The sequence below is a fragment of the Enterobacter sp. BNK-18 genome (assembly GCF_047456135.1).
Taxonomy (GTDB): Bacteria; Pseudomonadota; Gammaproteobacteria; order Enterobacterales; family Enterobacteriaceae; genus Enterobacter; species Enterobacter ludwigii.
This window is the reverse complement of sequence record NZ_CP179899.1, coordinates 1,407,179-1,426,549: the sequence shown is the minus strand read 5'-3', so window position 1 is coordinate 1,426,549 and position 19,371 is coordinate 1,407,179. Positions and strand designations below refer to the sequence as shown.

Annotated in this window: 21 protein-coding genes; 7 read left to right on the top strand and 14 right to left on the bottom strand. The window is 55.0% G+C overall.

Features of this window, described 5'->3' with window-relative positions; translation table 11 throughout:
• The gene (locus tag ACMGG3_RS06805) at positions 1-789 is read right to left on the bottom strand and encodes a PhzF family phenazine biosynthesis protein (RefSeq protein ID WP_025204207.1); all 789 of its coding nucleotides are present in this window, start codon (positions 787-789) and stop codon (positions 1-3) included.
• A gap of 177 nt (positions 790-966) precedes the next feature.
• Here ACMGG3_RS06805 and ACMGG3_RS06800 point away from each other — a divergent pair, with 177 nt between their 5' ends.
• Positions 967-2,163, top strand: a complete 1,197-nt coding sequence (locus ACMGG3_RS06800; RefSeq protein WP_414149720.1) for a sugar transporter — start codon at positions 967-969, stop codon at positions 2,161-2,163.
• 58 nt (positions 2,164-2,221) lie between these two features.
• Here the strand turns inward: ACMGG3_RS06800 and ACMGG3_RS06795 are convergent, their stop codons facing one another.
• Positions 2,222-2,887 (bottom strand): MarC family NAAT transporter, encoded by a 666-nt coding sequence (locus ACMGG3_RS06795; protein WP_014170045.1) that lies wholly within the window; start codon positions 2,885-2,887, stop codon positions 2,222-2,224.
• A 256-nt stretch (positions 2,888-3,143) separates the two neighbouring features.
• Here ACMGG3_RS06795 and marR point away from each other — a divergent pair, with 256 nt between their 5' ends.
• Genes marR through marB form a run of 3 tightly spaced genes read left to right on the top strand, consistent with a single transcriptional unit; the run spans position 3,144 to position 4,230 of the window.
• Positions 3,144-3,578, top strand: coding sequence for a multiple antibiotic resistance transcriptional regulator MarR (gene marR, locus ACMGG3_RS06790; RefSeq protein WP_020884159.1), 435 nt, complete (start codon positions 3,144-3,146; stop codon positions 3,576-3,578).
• Between the two features lie 20 nt (positions 3,579-3,598).
• Positions 3,599-3,979, top strand: a complete 381-nt coding sequence (marA, locus tag ACMGG3_RS06785; protein ID WP_008502237.1) for an MDR efflux pump AcrAB transcriptional activator MarA — start codon at positions 3,599-3,601, stop codon at positions 3,977-3,979.
• 32 nt (positions 3,980-4,011) lie between these two features.
• On the top strand, positions 4,012-4,230 hold the full coding sequence (gene marB, locus ACMGG3_RS06780) for a multiple antibiotic resistance protein MarB (protein WP_014170042.1): 219 nt from the start codon (positions 4,012-4,014) through the stop codon (positions 4,228-4,230).
• A 38-nt stretch (positions 4,231-4,268) separates the two neighbouring features.
• Here marB and eamA read toward each other — a convergent pair whose 3' ends face one another.
• Positions 4,269-5,168, bottom strand: coding sequence for an O-acetylserine/cysteine exporter (gene eamA, locus ACMGG3_RS06775; protein ID WP_020884160.1), 900 nt, complete (start codon positions 5,166-5,168; stop codon positions 4,269-4,271).
• A 203-nt stretch (positions 5,169-5,371) separates the two neighbouring features.
• Between eamA and ydeE the strand changes: the two genes are divergently transcribed.
• A complete protein-coding gene (gene ydeE, locus ACMGG3_RS06770) occupies positions 5,372-6,610 on the top strand; it encodes an efflux MFS transporter YdeE (protein WP_162269664.1) in 1,239 nt (412 codons plus the stop codon).
• 48 nt (positions 6,611-6,658) lie between these two features.
• Here the strand turns inward: ydeE and zinT are convergent, their stop codons facing one another.
• From zinT to ACMGG3_RS06730, 8 genes are all read right to left on the bottom strand, one after another.
• Positions 6,659-7,297, bottom strand: coding sequence for a metal-binding protein ZinT (gene zinT / locus ACMGG3_RS06765; protein ID WP_025204211.1), 639 nt, complete (start codon positions 7,295-7,297; stop codon positions 6,659-6,661).
• A gap of 52 nt (positions 7,298-7,349) precedes the next feature.
• On the bottom strand, positions 7,350-8,048 hold the full coding sequence (gene urtE, locus ACMGG3_RS06760; RefSeq protein ID WP_014170038.1) for an urea ABC transporter ATP-binding subunit UrtE: 699 nt from the start codon (positions 8,046-8,048) through the stop codon (positions 7,350-7,352).
• 9 nt (positions 8,049-8,057) lie between these two features.
• Positions 8,058-8,855 (bottom strand): urea ABC transporter ATP-binding protein UrtD, encoded by a 798-nt coding sequence (gene urtD, locus ACMGG3_RS06755; protein WP_014170037.1) that lies wholly within the window; start codon positions 8,853-8,855, stop codon positions 8,058-8,060.
• The gene (gene urtC, locus ACMGG3_RS06750) at positions 8,855-9,928 is read right to left on the bottom strand and encodes an urea ABC transporter permease subunit UrtC (RefSeq protein ID WP_044858652.1); all 1,074 of its coding nucleotides are present in this window, start codon (positions 9,926-9,928) and stop codon (positions 8,855-8,857) included. The genes urtD and urtC overlap by 1 nt, the downstream gene beginning before the upstream one ends.
• The gene (gene urtB, locus ACMGG3_RS06745) at positions 9,928-11,502 is read right to left on the bottom strand and encodes an urea ABC transporter permease subunit UrtB (RefSeq protein WP_196355596.1); all 1,575 of its coding nucleotides are present in this window, start codon (positions 11,500-11,502) and stop codon (positions 9,928-9,930) included. Before urtB ends, urtC begins: the two co-directional genes overlap by 1 nt.
• A 24-nt stretch (positions 11,503-11,526) precedes the next feature.
• Entirely contained in the window at positions 11,527-12,798 is a 1,272-nt protein-coding gene (gene urtA / locus ACMGG3_RS06740; RefSeq protein WP_394245704.1) for an urea ABC transporter substrate-binding protein, read from the bottom strand.
• Positions 12,799-13,001: 203 nt separating this feature from the next.
• On the bottom strand, positions 13,002-14,105 hold the full coding sequence (locus tag ACMGG3_RS06735; protein ID WP_047955600.1) for a cobalamin-independent methionine synthase II family protein: 1,104 nt from the start codon (positions 14,103-14,105) through the stop codon (positions 13,002-13,004).
• Between the two features lie 156 nt (positions 14,106-14,261).
• Positions 14,262-14,675, bottom strand: coding sequence for a rhodanese-like domain-containing protein (locus tag ACMGG3_RS06730; protein ID WP_025204217.1), 414 nt, complete (start codon positions 14,673-14,675; stop codon positions 14,262-14,264).
• A gap of 73 nt (positions 14,676-14,748) precedes the next feature.
• On the opposite strand from ACMGG3_RS06730, the gene ftrA reads away from it, so the two are divergent.
• Positions 14,749-15,750 carry a transcriptional regulator FtrA gene (ftrA, locus tag ACMGG3_RS06725; protein ID WP_047356508.1) on the top strand — a complete coding sequence of 334 codons (1,002 nt, stop codon included), beginning with the start codon at positions 14,749-14,751 and terminating at the stop codon, positions 15,748-15,750.
• 158 nt (positions 15,751-15,908) lie between these two features.
• Here the strand turns inward: ftrA and ACMGG3_RS06720 are convergent, their stop codons facing one another.
• Entirely contained in the window at positions 15,909-16,271 is a 363-nt protein-coding gene (locus ACMGG3_RS06720) for a hypothetical protein (protein ID WP_014170029.1), read from the bottom strand.
• Positions 16,272-16,513: 242 nt separating this feature from the next.
• Here ACMGG3_RS06720 and ACMGG3_RS06715 point away from each other — a divergent pair, with 242 nt between their 5' ends.
• Positions 16,514-16,744 (top strand): DUF2554 family protein, encoded by a 231-nt coding sequence (locus ACMGG3_RS06715; RefSeq protein WP_025204219.1) that lies wholly within the window; start codon positions 16,514-16,516, stop codon positions 16,742-16,744.
• Here ACMGG3_RS06715 and ACMGG3_RS06710 read toward each other — a convergent pair whose 3' ends face one another.
• A complete protein-coding gene (locus ACMGG3_RS06710) occupies positions 16,745-18,709 on the bottom strand; it encodes a peptidase U32 family protein (RefSeq protein WP_040017455.1) in 1,965 nt (654 codons plus the stop codon). It abuts the gene before it with no gap.
• A gap of 80 nt (positions 18,710-18,789) precedes the next feature.
• Positions 18,790-19,317 (bottom strand): helix-turn-helix domain-containing protein, encoded by a 528-nt coding sequence (locus ACMGG3_RS06705; RefSeq protein ID WP_410386288.1) that lies wholly within the window; start codon positions 19,315-19,317, stop codon positions 18,790-18,792.
• Positions 19,318-19,371 lie beyond the last annotated feature (54 nt).

Sequence of the window (19,371 nt, the reverse complement as noted above, 5' to 3'; positions counted from 1 at the left end):
TTAGCGCAGAAAGACGGTGCCTTTCAGATAAAGCGAGGCCTGCCCGCTCATCAGCACGCGTGAACCTTTCAGTTCGCAGCGCAGATCACCGCCACGAGCCGACACCTGGCGGGCAAACATCGCTGTTTTACCCAGTTTTTCACTCCAGTAGGGAATAAGCATTGTATGCGCGGATCCGGTGACCGGATCTTCCCAGACGGCAACTCCCGGTGAGAAAAAGCGACTCACAAAATCATAATCCCCCTCTCCCCGCGCCGTCACGCTGACCTTATGTTCGCCAGGCGTCATTGCCGAGATATTCGGTGCAAGCGCCTCAACCTGCTGGCGGTTTTCCAGAACCACCACCCAGGCTCGCCCCTTACGGGCCTCAACGTAATGGCCGATCCCCAGCGCCGCAAGCATCGCCGGCGGGGGCGTCTCTTCCTGCGTCGGGCATGCCGGGAAGTCCAGCGTCATCCAGTCCCCTTCCCGGCTAACCGTCAGCTGGCCAGAGGCGGTATCAAAGTGGATACGCGGGTCAGGATAGTTGAGTTCATTAAACAGGACGTACGCGGCTGCCAGTGTGGCATGTCCGCAAAGGTTGACTTCGGTAAGGGTGGTAAACCAGCGTAACTCAATTCCCGCTTTACTGCAGACGAAAAACGCGGTTTCCGACTGATTATGCTGCTGTGCCATTCTGAGCAGTGTCTCATCAGGCAACCATGCGTCTAACGGGCACACGGCCGCCGGGTTTCCACCAAAAGAGGCATTGCTGAACGCATCTACCAGATAAAAATCAATCTCCTGCATTGTCTTACCGCCTGTTTTTGTTGTGATGTTCTTTTATATTCAATGAAAACCATGCCCCCGGCTACCGCTTTTACCAGGTGAATTTTGAGATCTGCATCACATAATGGTTGAGTTTTCGCCGGTTGACGTTTTAAGATCGTCTCCTCTTCTTTTCAGTAACGAATCTCCGACATCGCTATGACAACGAACACAGTTACCCGCAGAGTCGCGTGGCTACGCGTGGTCACGCTGGCAATTGCCGCGTTTATTTTTAATACCACAGAATTTGTTCCGGTTGGGCTGTTGTCTGACATCGCTGAAAGTTTCCAGATGGAAACCGCGCAGGTGGGCTTTATGTTGACCATCTATGCCTGGGTGGTGGCACTGATGTCACTGCCGTTTATGCTGCTGACCAGCCAGATGGAACGGCGAAAGCTGCTGATCGGGCTGTTTGCCCTGTTTATCGTCAGCCACGTCCTGTCGTTTCTGGCGTGGAACTTTACGGTGCTGGTCATCAGCCGCGTCGGTATCGCCTTTGCCCATGCCGTATTCTGGTCGATCACCGCGTCACTGGCCATCCGCCTGGCACCTGCGGGAAAACGCGCGCAGGCGCTGAGCCTGATCGCCACCGGCACGGCACTGGCTATGGTACTGGGCCTGCCGATTGGCCGTATCGTTGGGCAATACTTTGGCTGGCGAACCACGTTCTTCGCTATCGGCATGGGGGCAATGATCACCCTGGTCTGCCTGATTAAACTGCTGCCGAAGCTGCCAAGCGAACACTCCGGCTCGCTGAAAAGCCTGCCGCTGTTAATGCGTCGTCCGGCATTGCTGAGTATCTATCTGCTGACGGTCATTGTGGTCACGGCGCATTACACCGCCTACAGCTATATTGAGCCGTTCGTTCAGGCCGTGGCCGGCTTTAGCGCCAACTTTGCCACCGTTCTGCTGTTGATCCTGGGGGGCGCGGGCATTATTGGCAGTATTCTGTTTGGTAAGCTCGGCAATCAGCACGCGTCGGCGCTGGTCAGCAGCGCCATTGGTTTACTGCTGGCGTGCCTGGTGTTACTCATGCCAGCGGCGGGCAGCGAGGGTCATCTGGCCGTCCTGAGCCTGTTCTGGGGAGTGGCGATCATGATTATCGGTCTGGGTATGCAGGTGAAGGTGCTGGCCCTCGCCCCGGACGCAACGGATGTGGCGATGTCACTGTTCTCGGGGATTTTCAATCTTGGTATTGGCGCGGGCGCGCTGCTGGGAAATCAGATTAGCCTTCACGTGTCGATGTCTGCGATTGGCTATCTGGGTGCCATTCCGGCACTGGTGGCGCTCATCTGGTCCCTGCTCATCTTCCGTAAATGGCCGGTCGCACTGGAAGAACAGGCCCATCACGGGTAGACGGCAGTCAACGTAAAACGGCAACCGAAGTTGCCGTTTTGCATTACCGGGCGGGTGATTAATGGTACGTCTTAATAATCTCCAGCACGCCGTTGATAATAAACTGCACGCCCATACACACCAGTAAGAAGCCCATCAGGCGGGAAATCGCCTCAATACCGCCCTTGCCGACCCAGCGCATGATCGCGCCTGAACTGCGCAAGGATGCCCATACGATGATACCAATCAGTGCAAAAATCAGCGGGGGCGCAACCGTGATGACCCAGTCCGGAAAGGTCGAGCCATCCCGCACCGTTGATGCGGAGCTGATGATCATCGCAATCGTTCCTGGCCCCGCCGTACTGGGCATCGCCAGCGGGACAAAAGCAATATTCGCGCTGGGCTCGGTTTCCAGCTCTTCGGATTTGCTTTTGGCCTCAGGTGACTCATGCGCTTTCTGCGCAGGGAACAGCATACGGAACCCGATGAAGGCGACAATCAATCCGCCGGCAATACGCAGACCCGGGATGGAGATTCCGAAGGTGTTCATCACCAGCTGTCCGGCGTAGTAAGCCACCATCATGATGGCAAACACATAGACCGAGGCCATCATCGACTGATGGTTACGCTCGGCGCTGTTCATGTTCCCTGCCAGCCCCAGGAAGAGCGCAACCGTCGTTAGCGGGTTAGCCAACGGCAGCAATACCACCAGCCCCAGACCAATTGCTTTAATCAAATCCAACATAGTGCGTCGTTGTCCTTATCCATGTTTATCACCGCAATTATAGGGTGAAAGTGTGACGTTCAGCCATTCGCTCAACGTAACGATTATTTACGGTCATTAACGATAACCCTTCGTTATCTATTTGAATTGAAAGCATGCAAAAAAAGTTCATGAAACGTTTTAGCAATTCGTGGCATCCGCTGATCCATTCAGTTGACTTATACTTGCCTGAGCAATAATATCTGCCGTGACTAAACTACTTGCCAGGGCAACCATTGTGAAAAGCACCAGTGATCTCTTTAACGACATTATTCCGCTGGGTCGTCTTATTCATATGGTTAACCAGAAAAAAGATCGCCTGCTCAATGACTATCTGTCACCGCTGGATATCACCGCCACGCAGTTCAAAGTGCTGTGCTCCATTCGCTGCGAAGTGTGTATCACGCCGGTTGAGCTGAAAAAGGTGCTCTCTGTCGATCTGGGTGCGCTAACCCGCATGCTCGATCGTCTCGTTTGCAAAGGATGGATAGAACGAAGCCCTAACCCGAATGACAAACGCGGCGTCCTGGTGAAACTCACCAGCGATGGCGCGGCTATGTGCGAGCAATGTCATCAACTAGTAGGACAAACACTGCATCAGGAACTAACAAAAAACTTAACGGCAGATGAAGTGGCAACGCTTGAGCTTTTGCTTAAGAAAATACTGCCGTAAACAGAAAAAGAGGTATGACGATGTCCAGACGCAATACTGACGCTATTACTATTCATAGCATTTTGGACTGGATCGAAGATAACCTGGAATCGCCGCTCTCCCTTGAAAAAGTGTCAGAGCGTTCAGGTTACTCCAAATGGCACCTGCAACGGATGTTCAAAAAAGAGACCGGCCATTCATTAGGTCAATATATTCGCAGCCGCAAGCTGACGGAAATTGCCCAGAAGCTGAAAGAAAGCAATGAGCCGATCCTTTATCTGGCGGAACGTTACGGTTTTGAATCACAGCAAACCCTGACGCGTACGTTTAAGAACTACTTCGACGTGCCGCCTCACAAATACCGTATTACCAGCGTGCCGGGTGAATCCCGATACCTGTATCCACTAAAACATTGTAGTTAATCATCGCCTGTAAAGACGTAACCGAGGAAATCATGAAAGTTACAGCCTCCGCCGCCCTCGCCTTGCTGGTGCTGTTTTCCAGCCAGACCTTCGCGGAGCAAACCCCTCGTGCAACGCAGCAAAATAATCGTGACACGATGATTTTGCCGTCAGCACATGACCAGTCACCTTATGACTTCAACCACATGGGTGCTGGTAGTGACAAATCCGACGAGTTAGGCGTGCCTTATTATAATCAGCACAGCTTCTGATTCGTTTTTGCCCCGCGGATGCGGGGCTTTTTTTATGCCTATCCTCTTGCCCGCGTTACCCGACGCACGCGCAAACCAAACACGTTGATGTACAGCCCGGCCATGATCAGCACGGCCCCCAGCAGCTGCAGCGCACTCAGCTTTTCATCGAGCAACAGCGCGGCGCTGGCCAACCCTACCACCGGCACCAGCAGGGATAACGGCGCCACGCGCCAGGTTTCGTAGCGACCCAGCAGCGATCCCCAGATCCCGTAACCAATAATGGTGGCCACAAATGCCAGGTAGATCAGCGATAAAATGGTGGTGAGATCGATTTCCACCAGGCTTTTCAGCATCACGTCCGGCCCATCAAAAATGAGCGCCGCAACCATAAACGGAACAATGGGGATCAAGGCGCTCCAGACCACCAGCGACATCACCTTCGGGCGCGCCTCATGCTGCATAATCAGCTTGTTGAAGATATTCCCGCAGGCCCAGCTCAGCCCCGCTGCCAGCGTTAACATAAAGCCCAGTAACGCCACGTGCTGCCCGTTCAGGCTGGCTTCTATCAGCACCAGCACGCCGAACACCGCAAGGGTGATCCCCGCCAGCTGTTTACCCTGCAGACGCTCGCCAAAGACAAACGCCCCGAGAATGATGGTAAAGAACGCCTGAGCCTGTAACACCAGAGAAGCCAGACCGGCGGGCATCCCGAACTTAATGGCGCAGAACAGAAACGCGAACTGGCCAAAGCTGATGGTCAGGCCGTATCCCAGTAAGAGTCTGAACGGAATTTTCGGGCGCGCGACAAAGAAGAGCGCCGGGAAGGCCACCAGCAGAAAACGCAAACCGGCCAGCATGAGTGGGGGCATGTTATGCAACCCAAGCTTGATGACCACAAAATTCAGACCCCATACGATGACCACCAGCAACGCCAGCAGCCCGTCTTTTCGCGTCATACTCTGCCCCTGAATGATTAAATTTTTGTAAACACTTCAAGGTAACGAAAAAAACATGCCACGAGAAGATCATTATTTCTGGCAGTCAACTGAAGCACTTACGGATAAATTAGGTGCTATACAAGCCCCTTATGTCGTGATACTCCTGATATATACCTAAAATAATACACGTTGCAGGATGGCGGCGAGCAAGCGCGGCCAGAATCTCTGCGGCTCAAAAAAAACAAACGCAATTGTCAGGCAGGAATATGAAACCATCACTCAGGCGCTCAACCGCAGCGCTGCTGGCGTCGTCGTTATTATTAACCATTGGTCGTGGGGCAACGCTGCCGTTTATGACCATCTATCTCACGCGTGTATTTAATATGAGCGTTGAGAATATTGGTTATGCCCTGACCATTGCGCTTACCGTCGGTGTGGTATTCAGTATGGGGTTTGGCATCCTCGCCGATAAGTTTGATAAAAAGCGCTACATGCTGATTTCTATCGTCGCCTTTATTGCCGGGTTTGTTGCTATCCCGCTGGTGGATAACGTCACGCTGGTGGTGCTCTTCTTTTCCCTGATTAACTGCGCCTATTCGGTATTTTCAACGGTGCTGAAGGCCTGGTTTGCCGATGTGCTGACCTCGAGCCAAAAAGCGCGCGTTTTCTCGCTAAACTATAGCTTCCTGAACATTGGCTGGACGATCGGGCCGCCGGTGGGCACCTTACTGGTGATGTACAGCCTGCAGCTGCCGTTCTGGCTGGCCGCTTTTTGTGCCGCACTGCCGCTCGGTTTTATCCATTTCTTCGTGCAAAAAAGCGTTGCGCTCGATGCCACCGAAGAGAAAATGCCGTGGCAACCGTCAGTACTGCTTAAAGACCGCGCCCTCTTCTGGTACACCCTTTCCGGCCTGCTGGCGTCGTATGTGGGCGGGTCATTCGCCAGCTGTATTTCGCAGTACGTGCTGGCTGCGAATGCCGACAGCAACTTTGCGCAAAACGTGGTCGCCGTGGTGCTGCCGGTGAATGCTGCGGTGGTCGTCACCCTGCAATACGTTATCGGTCGCAAGATCTCCGCCACCAATATACGTCCGCTGATGACGGTGGGAACACTCTTCTTCGTCCTGGGTCTGGGCGGTTTTATGCTCTCCGGGGAAAACCTGGTCTACTGGGGTATTGCGGCAGCGGTGTTTACGCTGGGTGAGATTATCTATGCACCTGGCGAATATATGCTGATCGACAATATTGCCCCGCCGGGTATGAAAGCGAGTTACTTCTCTGCCCAGGCGCTGGGCTGGCTTGGGGCGGCGGCAAACCCGATGATCACCGGTATTATCCTTACCAACCTGCCGCACTGGTCACTGTTTGCGATCATGATGGTTGCCATCGTGATTGCCTGGCTGATGATTTTGCGTGGAATGAGCGTGAAGGCGTGGTGCGAAATGCCGAAAGTGGCTTAAGTCCTCAACGCCGGGCGGCATGACGCCCACCCGGCATCAGGCAGGCCATTAATGGTGCAGCATCTCGTCGACCACCTGCTGTTTGTACATTTCGTTCGGGTAGTACGTCGGCCAGTTATCCATCTCTTTTAGCAGCGCCTCGTGGGAGGTGTTGCCCATAAAGATATGGAAATGGGAAGAGGCTTTTGGGGCGATGGTATGGTCGCTGAACTGGACAAACTTCGGCGCCTTGCTGTCCGGATCTTTACACTCGAACAGATAGCGAACCCCTTTCTTACCTGATGCATAAGTCAGGATCTTATAGCCGCTGTAATCATACTGGCAGCGACCGATAGCCTTACCTTTGTGGAATTCCATCACGTTGTTTTCGATGCCGATAGCCTCAACGTCCGTCGCATACCCTGTGCGATAGTAGGCTTTCACCTCGTCGAAGGATTTTTTGTCCTTCTGCGCTTTCTGTTTAAAAACCGGATCCAGCGCGCCATCGAGCAAAAACGGATAGACGGATTGCCATGTCCCATCCCAGTCAGACAGCTTTCTGTCTTTGACGTCTTTATCCTCAAAGACGCCGTTCGCCGCCTTCTGTTCCGCTTCCGTCATCTGATGTCCATGCGAATGGGCAAACAGCTGACCACTTACCAGCAGCGCCCCCAGAGTCATTGCAAATTTGCCAATATGTGCAGCCAAAACAAACTCCTCACTCCGTTTTATAAGAATGAGGATGTTATAATATAACATTTCAAATCGCAACCAGTCCGCGAACGCCCTCTTGTTCCATTGTATCGCCCCGTCCACGCTGAATGATGGTCCCGCGCGACATCAGCAGATAGCTGTCGGCAAGCTCAGCGGCGAAATCGTAAAACTGCTCTACGAGCAGGATTGCCATATCCCCTCTGTCCGCCAGCTTGCGGATCACCAGGCCTATCTCTTTGATCACCGACGGCTGAATACCTTCCGTGGGTTCATCGAGGATTAACAGCTGTGGCCGGCTCGCCAGGGCGCGACCAATCGCCAGCTGTTGCTGCTGACCGCCGGAGAGATCGCCTCCACGACGATGCTTCATCTCTTTAAGCACCGGGAACAACTGCCAGATATCCTCCGGGACGCGCTTTGCGTCGCGGGCGGGGAAGCGTGACAGCCCGAGCAATAGATTCTCCTCGACCGTTAAGCGTGGAAAAATCTCACGCCCCTGCGGAACATAGGCCACACCCGACTGCACGCGCTGGTGCGGCTTGCTGTGGGTGATTTTTTTTCCCTGCCAGATAATGTCTCCTGTTTTTACCGGGATCAGGCCCATCAGACACTTGAGCAGCGTGGTTTTCCCCACCCCGTTGCGCCCCAGCAGGCAGGTCACTTCACCGGTCGCCGCTTCAAAACTGACCCCGCGCAGAATATGACTGCCGCCGTAATACTGATTCAGTTCGTTCACCTGTAACATGACGGCTCCTTAGCGTCCCAGATAGACTTCTATGACCTGCTCATTCGCCTGTACCTGGCGAAGTGACCCTTCCGCCAGCACGCGTCCCTGGTGCAGCACCGTCACGTGGTCGGCAATGGTTTCGACAAAGCCCATATCGTGCTCGACCACCATCAGGGAGTGTTTGCCCGCAAGGGTTCTGAACAGCTCAGCCGTATAGTCGGTCTCCGCGTCGGTCATTCCGGCTGCCGGTTCATCCAGCAACAGCAGATGCGGGTCCTGCACCAGCAGCATGCCAATCTCCAGAAACTGCTTTTGCCCGTGCGAAAGCAGCCCGGCGCGGCGATTGCGCTCGCCGCCAAGCCGTAGCAAGAGCAGCATCTCGTCAATACGGTCCCGCTGCTCGCCGTTGAGTCTGGCCCGCAGGCTCGCCCAGACGGATTTGTCGGTTTTCATCGCAATCTCAAGGTTTTCCCACACCGTGAGCGCTTCAAAGACCGTGGGCTTCTGGAACTTACGTCCGATGCCCTGGCGGGCAATCTCGGCGGGTTCAAGCGCCGTCAGGTCGATGGACTGATCGTACAGCGCTCTGCCGCTTTTAGGCCGCGTTTTGCCGGTAATCACGTCCATTAATGTCGTTTTTCCCGCACCGTTGGGGCCAATCACGCAGCGCAATTCACCCACGCCAATGTTCAGTGAGAGGTCCGTCAGCGCCTGAAAACCATCGAAATTCACGTTGATGGCTTCAAGCTGCAGTACCGGATCGGTCTGGTCGCGATAGCGATCCCCGGGTAACTGACGGGTAAATAATCCTTCGGCTGGCTGCATTAGTGTTCTCCCTTACGAAACAGACCGTAGACACCGCGTGGTAAAAACAGCGTCACGGCGATGAATATCAGCCCCAGAAACAGCTGCCAGTATTCCGGCAGGGCAACGGTAAAGACGCTCTTCGCACCGTTCACCAGCGCCGCGCCTATTACCGGGCCGACCAGCGTGCCGCGCCCCCCCAGCGCAACCCAGATGGCCGCTTCAATTGAGTTGGTTGGCGACATTTCACCCGGGTTGATAATGCCCACCTGCGGCACATACAGTGCGCCAGCCAGACCGCAGAGTACGGCTGAAAGTGTCCACACCAGCAGCTTGAAACCGCGGGGATCGTACCCGCAAAACGTCAGGCGGTTTTCGGCGTCACGCACCGCGGTCAGAATGCGACCGAACTTACTTTTCGCCAGTGCGAAGCCTGTGCCCAGCGCTATCAGCAACAGCATCACGGTAGCCAGAAACAGCGCGATACGGGTGGTGGTCGCGGTGATAGAAAACCCAAGCAGCGTGGTAAAACCGGTAAAACCGTTATTCCCGCCAAAGCCGGTTTCATTGCGAAAGAACAGCAACATCCCCGCGTACGTCAGCGCCTGGGTCATGATCGAAAAATAGACCCCTTTGATTTTTGAGCGAAAGGCAAACCAGCCAAACACCAGCGCCAGCAGCCCCGGCACCATCACAATTAATACCAGTGCCCAGACAAAGTGCTGCGTCCCCCACCAGAACCATGGCAGTTCGCTCCAGGAGAGAAACGACATAAACGCGGGCAGCCCGTCACCCGCTGCCTGGCGCATCAGGTACATGCCCATCGCATAGCCGCCCAGCGCGAAGAAGATACCGTGGCCCAGGGAGAGCATTCCGGCATAGCCCCACACCAGATCGAGCGCCACGGCGACAATGGCATAGCAGAGGATCTTACCCGTGAGCGTGAGCATCCAGGTCGAAATCGCCAGCGGATGCGTCGCGGGCAGTAAGGCGAAAAACGGTAAAATCAGCAGGCAGGCCACGATCAGGCTACCGGCTATCTGCGTCGTGCGTGGCGCTTTGCGCGCCAGCGTTAAGGTAAGCGGCTGGCTCATCAGTCAGTAACCCTCCCTTTCAGTGCGAATAACCCCTGCGGACGTTTCTGAATAAACAGAATAATCGCCACCAGGATCAGGATTTTGCCCAATACCGCCCCCATTTGCGGTTCGAGAATTTTATTAAAGATCCCCAGCCCAAACGCCGCGGCCACGCTACCTGCCAGTTGACCCACCCCGCCAAGCACCACCACGAGGAACGAGTCGATGATGTAACCCTGGCCCAGTTCAGGCCCAACGTTGCCTAACTGCGATAACGCCACGCCCCCCAGACCCGCAATCCCCGAGCCAAGCCCAAAGGCCAGCATATCGACACGACCTGTCGGTACCCCGCAGCAGGCCGCCATACTGCGATTTTGCGTTACTGCGCGCACGTTCAGACCAAGACGGGTTTTGTTCAGAATGAGCCACGTGAAGAACAGCACCAGCAGCACAAAACCCAGTACCACAATGCGGTTCCACGGCAGCGTCAGATTGGCAAACACCTGCACGCCACCGGACAGCCATGCCGGGTTTGCCACCTCCAGGTTCTGGGCGCCAAACGTCATGCGTACCAGCTGAATAATCATCAGGCTGATACCCCATGTCGCCAGCAGCGTTTCCAGCGGTCGGCCATACAAATGACGAATAACGGTACGCTCAAGCACCATCCCGATGCTGGCGGTCACAATAAACGCCACCGGCAGCGCAACGATCGGGTAGAGCGCCAGCCACTGTGGGGCGAAGCCGGCCATCACCTGCTGAACCATCCAGGTGGCGTACGCGCCCAGCATCAGCATCTCCCCGTGAGCCATGTTAATCACCCCCAGCAGGCCGTAGGTAATTGCCAGCCCCAGCGCGGCGAGCAACAGTACCGACCCCAGCGAGAGCCCCATAAACGCCTGACCAAGCAGATCGCCCCACATCAGGCGATGCTCAATCTGTTTCAGACTTTCGGCAGCGGCAGCACGCACGCCGGCATCCGGCTCCGATCCTGCCTGCGTATACGGCATCAGCCGGGACTGAACGTCCGGATCGTCTGATTGCCCTAACAGCGCCACAGCGTTCAGGCGTACCGCAGCCTGCGGGCTTGCCAGCTGGAGGTTCGCCAGCGCCAGCTTCAGCGACTGACGGACCACATCATCCGTTTCGCTGCTCACCCGTTTTTGCAGGAAATCGAGCATTTCAGGCTGTGCATCCCGCTGGAGTTGACGGGCTGCCGTACGCCTTTCCGCGACACTGTCACTCACGAGTTGATGGGTTGCCATTGCCGTCGCCACCAGATTGCGCAGCCGGTTGGTCAGACGCACGGCTTTGGTTTGGCCTGCTGCGGCTTTTGTTTCACCCAGGGGAACCATTGCCCCCTGGCGTTGTGCAAACGCATGTTTCTGGCTGTCGGTGTAGAGACTTTCACTCTGCAGCGCCTGGAGCAGCGGCAACCGTGCCGCCTCCGGCGCGGTTGCCCACTGCGTCAACAGTTCTGCCTGCTGGCTGCGACTGGCGGCCACGAATTGGTCGGCATCCGATGCCTGCACCATCCCTGGCAGCAGTCCGGTAAGCCACACAATAGCGATGATCGTGCGTATGGCGTTCATGACTTTTCTCCCTGCGGTGATAACTTAGTTGCTGGCGGTTTTCATCGGCTGATCGGGCTTTTTGTCATTACCGGCAATGAAGGGACTCCACGGCTGGGCGCGCACCGGCTGTTCCGTCTGCCAGACCACATTAAACTGGCCGTTACCTTCAATTTCGCCAATCATGACCGGCTTATGCAGATGGTGGTTGGTGGCATCCATGGTGAGCGTAAAGCCTGAAGGTGCCTTGAAGGACTGACCGGCCATTGCCGCCCGAACTTTATCGACGTCGGTGGTACCTGCTTTTTCAACCGCCTGCGCCCACATGTGGATCCCGACGTAGGTGGCTTCCATCGGGTCGTTGGTGACCACGGTGTCGGCGTTCGGCAATTTGTGTGCCCTGGCATACACTTTGTAATCCGCCACAAACGCCTGGTTGGTCGGGTTATCAACGGACTCAAAGTAGTTCCACGCCGCCAGGTTGCCCACCAGCGGTTTGGTGTCGATCCCGCGCAGCTCCTCTTCTCCCACGGAGAAGGCCACAACCGGAACATCGGTAGCTTTCAGGCCCTGGTTAGCCAGCTCTTTATAGAACGGAACGTTGGAGTCGCCGTTGATGGTGGAGACCACCGCGGTTTTCCCCCCGGCAGAGAATTTTTTGATACTGGAAACGATTGTCTGGTAATCGCTGTGACCAAACGGGGTGTATACCTCTTCAATGTCTTTGTCTTCCACCCCTTTCGAATGCAGGAAAGCACGCAAGATTTTGTTCGTGGTGCGGGGATAAACGTAGTCGGTGCCTAACAGGAAGAAGCGTTTCGCGCTGCCTCCGTCTTCACTCATCAGGTACTCCACCGCCGGGATAGCCTGCTGGTTTGGCGCGGCACCGGTATAGAAGACGTTAGGTGACATCTCTTCACCCTCATACTGCACCGGGTAGAACAGCAGTCCGTTCAGCTCCTCAAACACCGGCAGCACCGATTTACGCGACACCGACGTCCAGCAACCAAACACCACTGCCACTTTGTCCTGGCTCAGCAGCTGGCGCGCTTTTTCAGCAAACAGCGGCCAGTTCGAGGCCGGGTCAACCACTACCGGTTCCAGCTTCTTACCCAGCACGCCCCCTTTGGCGTTGATCTCATCGATGGTCATCAGCGCAACATCTTTAAGCGGCGTTTCAGAAATCGCCATCGTGCCGGAAAGGGAATGCATGATCCCCACCTTGATGGTATCGGCCGCCTGAACGCCAAAACTCATCCCCATAGCTACGACAGACGCGGACAATGCGAAGGCTTTTAATAAGGTACGACGGTGCATATTTTCACTCCTGAAAAAGAAAGCTGTGCAAAGGCGTCCGTTACGGCGTGGACGCAGAAAATAAAAACGTCAGCTTAGAGAGAGCAAAAAGAATGCCAGGATGGATAAAGCGCTATGACAGGAGAGGTAACGAAGGATGTAAAAAGAACGACTCAGAATGGTACAGCGCTGCACTTTTATAATGCAGCGCTGTGGCGGAAGGTTTACCAGACTTCGCTGGCGATCTGCGTCACCAGGCGGACTTTGTCCCACTGCTGGGTTTCACTCAGGCTGTTGCCCTCTTCGGTAGAGGCAAATCCGCACTGCGGGCTCAGGCAAATCTGCTCTTTAGCCACGTATTTCGCCGCCTCCTCCAGACGCGCCTTCACCCCTTCAGGGTTCTCCAGCTCGCCATTTTTAGTGGTGATAAGACCGAGCACCACCTGCTGCTTGCCCGGGCGAACAAAACGCAGTGGTGCAAAATCACCGCTCCGGTCATTGTCGTACTCAAGGAAAAAGGCATCCACGTTGACCGTCCCGAACAGCACTTCAGCCACCGGCTCATAGCCCCCTTCGGAAATCCAGGTTGAACGGAAGTTGCCGCGACAGACATGCAGCCCGATGGTGAGATCGTCCGGCTTGCCCTCCAGAGCCTTATTCAGAACGCGGGCATATATACGCGCCAGCTCGTCGGCATCGTCACCACGTTCCTGGATCTGACGACGTTGTTCGTCCGAACAGAGATAGGCCCAGACGGTGTCATCCAGTTGCAGATAACGGCAGCCCGCGTCGTAAAACGCCCGGATCGCGTCCCGCCAGGTGTTCGCCAGATCGTCAAAATAGTCCTTCAGATCCGGGTAGACCGTCGCATCAATGTCTTTGCGCCCACCGCGGAAATGCAGCACGCTCGGGCTGGGAATGGTCATCTTCGGCTGAGCATTGCCGCTAATGCTTTTCAGGTAGCGGAAATCCTCCAGCATCGGGTGATCGCCAAAGCCCAGTTTGCCGGTCACGCGCACGCCGTGCGCTTTGGTCTGTACACCGTTGAACTGAATACCCTGCTGAGAATCGTAACGCTCAACACCCTGCAGACCGTCGAAGAAATCAAAGTGCCACCAGGCACGACGAAATTCACCGTCGGTCACCACATGCAAGCCACAGGCGCACTGCTGCTCGACAACATGGCGGATCGCCTCATCCTCAACCGCACGAAGCTGCCCGGCATCAATTTCGCCGCTGGCGAATTTCAGGCGAGCCTGTTTGATGGCATCCGGACGTAAAAAGCTGCCAACTACATCGGCGCGGTATGGGGCATGGTGTCGTTGCATGGAAATCTCCTCTATCTGCCGACAATAATTGCCTGCAGTGATAATTCATTAGTTGAATCTTTAGACTTCTGGATGTCTAAATGTCCAAAAAAGATGTCATACCTGCCGCCAGCCGGCAAACGAGAAAATTTCACGGGTGTTGAAAAAAATTCATCTTCACAGTGCGGACAGCGATTCCTGGCTCGCAAACTCAAACTTTTCATCTTCCCAGCCGGTGATCCCACCGAGCATAATTTTCACCGGCAGCCCCAGACGCGCCAGCTTCAGCGCGGCTCTGTCCGCACCGTTGCAGTGAGGCCCGGCGCAATAGACCACAAACAGCGTGCCGTCAGGCCACTGGGCCATGCGTTCGGCGGTGATCTGACGCCACGGCATATGTAGCGCACCGGGAACGTGACGGCGGGCGAACTGCTGCGGGCTCCCGACGACGTGCAGCAGGACGAAATCCTGTTCATGATTCGTGATGGCATGATGCACATCGGCGCAATCGGTCTCGACGCTCAGGCGGCGCAGAAAATGGGTAACGGCTTCCTGGGGTTCAGCAGCCGGAAATTCAGTAACATAACTCATGATCCTTCCTCATCTTTGGCGTTTGTGTTAACACTACTCTATCCACAAATTCAGCCCGTGAATGCGCTCGCTTATGCCAGAAAACAGCAAAAAGATGACAAACTTAAGACAGATTTCCCGCCCTCAGGTCATTGTGCTGGCGTATGACGGTTTGTGTACCTTTGAGTTTGGCGTCGCAGTAGAAATCTTTGGTCTGCCGCGTCCGGAGCTGGGAGACGGATGGTATCGTTTTGCCGTGGCGGGCGTAGACAGCGGTGAACTTCGGGCGACCGGCGGGATTCGCCTCATCACCGACGGCGATTTAACCCTGCTTGAGACGGCCGACCTGATCGTTGTGCCCGGCTGGCGAGGACTGGATTCACCGGTTCCGCCCGCGCTCTGCGCGGCATTACGTAAGGCCAATGCGCGGGGATGCCAGCTTTTGTCGATCTGTTCCGGCGTGTTTGTTCTTGCCGCTGCCGGGCTGCTGGATGGGCGTAAAGCCACAACGCACTGGCGCTATATTGAGGCGCTTAAGGCCCGTTACCCGGCCATCGAGGTGGTTGAAGATGTACTTTATCAGGACGACGGCGACATTCTTACCTCGGCGGGCAGCGCGGCAGGTATCGATTTATGCCTGCACGTAGTCCGGCGGGATTATGGGATGGAAATCGCCAACACCGTAGCGCGTCGTCTGGTCATTCCCCCGCACCGGGATGGCTCGCAGCCGCAGCAGCTAAGCCGCCCGGTGGCGCAACTGCGCGAAAGTCAACGTCTCGGTCAGCTGTTTGATTTTCTGCACACCCATCTTGCCGTATCGCACAGCGTTGATTCACTGGCGCGTCGGGTCGGCATGAGTCAACGCACCTTTCTGCGCCGCTTTCAGGATGCGACAGGCACCACGCCCGCGCGCTGGCTGCTCAATGAGCGCCTGCTGAGGGCAAAAGATTATCTGGAAAGCAGTCGTTTAAGTATCGACAGCATCGCGGAGCAGACCGGATTCGGTCAGGCATCGACCCTGCGTCACCATTTTCGGCAGCAGTTCGCCCTTTCACCGGCCCAGTATCGCAAACACTATTCGCGTCCTGCCCGCTAGTGGCCGGATTGCAGACAAAAAAAACCGCCATAATATGGCGGTAAATGCTTGCATGGATAGATTTGTATTTTGGTCTCTACGTCCCGACACTCCATGGCCGGGCAGCGGATCTCTTACAAACTAACATCCATAGTCTCAATGAAAGGTAAACAGCCTGATTAACCCGCTTTGGTATTGATTTGCAAATAACGCATCAGACCCTGCTCCGCGCTCTGTTTTGCATCATCATTGATGGCTTCCAGATAAAACGAACGCGACACACCATACGGTGCTTTTTCAGACGGATAAACCGCGAACTCGAATGTTTTACCTCTTGCCTGATTGGTGCAGCCTAATTGCCAGCGCTGGTCATCAATTCTGGTGCTATTACAGGCCACGCGTCCGTAATCGCTGGTTAAATATGACCCAACACGCGCTTTCGCGGACTGAATATATTCTGGTTCGTCATTACTAATAGAGTAAATACCTGCACCCGCCCCAACAGCAACCACCAGCAGCGCAAGCGCTATCATTTTTTTCATTTAACAAGACCCATTCCTTAGCCAGAGTTTAACCATTATATAGGATTTATCCTTAAAGCTAGTGGCTAATTACGTACCAGAATTGGCGGTTAACAAACTTGATGCTAATTTTAGGAAAAGTCTCATCACAGCTGTCGCCGCACAGAATTTGACACTCTCTTTGCGCTAATTTGAATTTTTGAATAATTTCCCGAAGAAATTATTGGCATGATAGTCCCGCGATGGCATTCAACGGTGAAATAATGATGAGAAAAGGGTTAACGCTGATATTGCTGGTGTGTGGATTATTTTCAGGTCAGCTCATGGCAGGACATAAAGGCCATGAATATGTGTGGGTAAAGAATGTGGAACATCAGCTCCGCCATGAAGCGGATAGCGATGAATTACGCAGCGTTGCAGAAGAGTCAGCGGAAGGTTTGCGCGAACACCACCTGTGGCAGAAATCGCGCAAACCAGACACGCACTTTCGGTAATTAATTACCCTTACGCTTCGGCAGGGTTTTCATTAAATCGTCCGGGCTCACGGAGGCCACAACGCTACCCGGTGACGGCATTTTGAAAATATGATTTTTCATCTTGCCAATCACATGCATTTCGCACGGACGGCAGTCAAATTTCAGGGTCAGCACTTCGTCGCCATTCACCAGCTGCATCGGTGTGGCCTTCCAGCTTTTAATATTCCCTTTCGCCTGTTTCGGGCAGAGGTTGAAGGCGAAGCGCAGACAGTGCTTGGTGATCATCACCGGCACATCGCCCTTCTCTTCATGCGCTTCATAGGCTGCGTCAATCAGCTGTACGCCGTGACGGTGATAGAATTCACGCGCTTTGTGGTTATATACGTTCGCCAGGAAGGACAAGTGCGTGTCAGGGTAAACCGGCGCAGGAACGGTTTCGGCCTTGCGGCTGCCGCGTGGATAGTTAGCCAGGCGGGCGGCATCCAGCATTTCTGCCGTCTCGCGGCGGAACTGATTCAGCTGGCTGTTCGGAACAAACAGGGCATCCGGCAGGTTAACGTCGATATGACGCGCGTAGTAAAGGGTCTGCCCCAGCTTCGCCACGCCATCCTTCAGGTTATTAAGGGCTTTTTCCGCGTTGTTTGCCACCTCGAACAGACCATCAAGCGTATGCGTCACGCTGATACCGTCTTCACAGGTCATGGTCAGGATCAGCTGCTCTTCCCAGCCGCCCAGTTCAATGTCCACCGCGATACGACGTTCGCTCGAGGTTTTCAGTAGCGCCTGCTGCCAGTTGTGGTCAAGGTTACGGTTCAGTGCCGCGTTAGGGCGCGCTTTGTAGAGATCCGCAGGCATCTCGTTTGGCCATACGCGATAGCGATTTTCACCGGTTTTTTCCACCGTATTCGCACGGAAGCCCACCACTTCACGCTTGATCATTACGTTCAGGCCATCGCCGTTGGCCAGCGGCTCGGTCACTTCCACGTCGAGGTGATCTTTTGCCACTTTCAGCACTTCACCCACCGGTAAACCGATAAACTTCGGTGAATCAAACGCACCGATATCCCCTTTACGGGCATTCACAAAGTAGTCAGTGCTGCCGCGGTGGAAAGTTTTGTCCGTTGACGGAATAAAGAAATGCTCGGTACGACCGGCCGACGCACGCGCCAGGTCACCGCGATCTTCAATGATGGCATCCAGCATCTGACGATAGTGAGCGGTGATGTTCTTCACGTAGCTCATGTCTTTATAACGCCCTTCAATCTTGAAGGAGCGCACGCCAGCGTCAATCAGCGCACCCAGGTTGGCGGTCTGATCGTTATCTTTCATCGAGAGCAGGTGTTTTTCGAACGCCACAACGCGGCCCTGATCGTCTTTCAGGGTATACGGCAGACGACATGCCTGAGAGCAGTCGCCGCGGTTGGCGCTGCGCCCCGTCTGGGCGTGGGAAATATTGCACTGACCAGAATAGGCGACGCACAGCGCGCCGTGGATAAAGAATTCAATGGTTGCGTCGGTCGCCTGGTGAATATCGCGGATCTGGTTCAGGTTCAGCTCACGCGCCAGCACGATCTGGGAAAAACCCACATCAGAAAGAAACTTCGCCTTCTCTACCGTGCGGATATCGCACTGGGTACTGGCGTGCAGTTCAATGGGGGGAATATCCAGCTCCAGCACGCCCATATCCTGCACAATCAGGGCATCGACGCCGGTCTGGTAGAGATCGGTAATTAAACGTTGCGCAGGCTCCAGCTCATCATCATGCAGAATGGTGTTCAGGGTCACGAACACTTTCGCCCCAAAGCGATGGGCGAACGGCACCAGTTCAGCAATATCGCTCAGGCTGTTGCTGGCGTTATGGCGGGCACCAAAGCCAGGTCCACCAATGTAGACGGCATCAGCACCATGAAGGATCGCTTCACGGGCGATGGAGGCGTCGCGGGCCGGGCTTAAGAGTTCGAGATGATGGGATTGCAGGCGCATACTTCGTCGTTATCCGTTATGGTCAAAATGGCGGCTATTGTAGTCAGAAGTATGCGGCAGCGAAACAGTTTTGCGTCGCTTCAGCGGGGATAATGGATCAGGGAGTGAAAATGCGCCGGCCGGTCGCTGCTGTTGCGATAGGCGTGCGGTTTATCCCCGGCAAAACGCACCCCCGAATCGGCAGTAATGGTCTGCCACTCGCCATCAATGTTCATCTCCAGTTCGCCGCTGATCACCACCACGTGTTCAATCACGCCCGCCTCGTGGGGCGTGGATTCGCTCAGGGCACCGGCAGCGAGGGTTATCGAAAAGTGGTCGAATTTTAGCGTCTCATCCCACGGGAATAACGGTTTCACCACCATCGCCTGCTGTTCCGGGTCGAATACCGCCTGCCTGTCAGCTGCCGGCGTGATGAAGGCAGAAAAAGGGATGTTCAGCCCCGTGGCGATTTTCCACAACGTGGATACCGTCGGGCTGGATTCATTGCGCTCGATTTGCCCGAGCATGGCCTTTGAAACGCCGGTCTCTTCCGCCAGTCTGGCGAGGCTCCAGCCACGCGCCTGACGCTCGGTTTTCAGTGTGTAAGCAAGATGTTGTGTGATGTCCATGTTCCCTCCTGATGCGACCGATCATACCACTTGTACGCTATAACGCACAGTGTT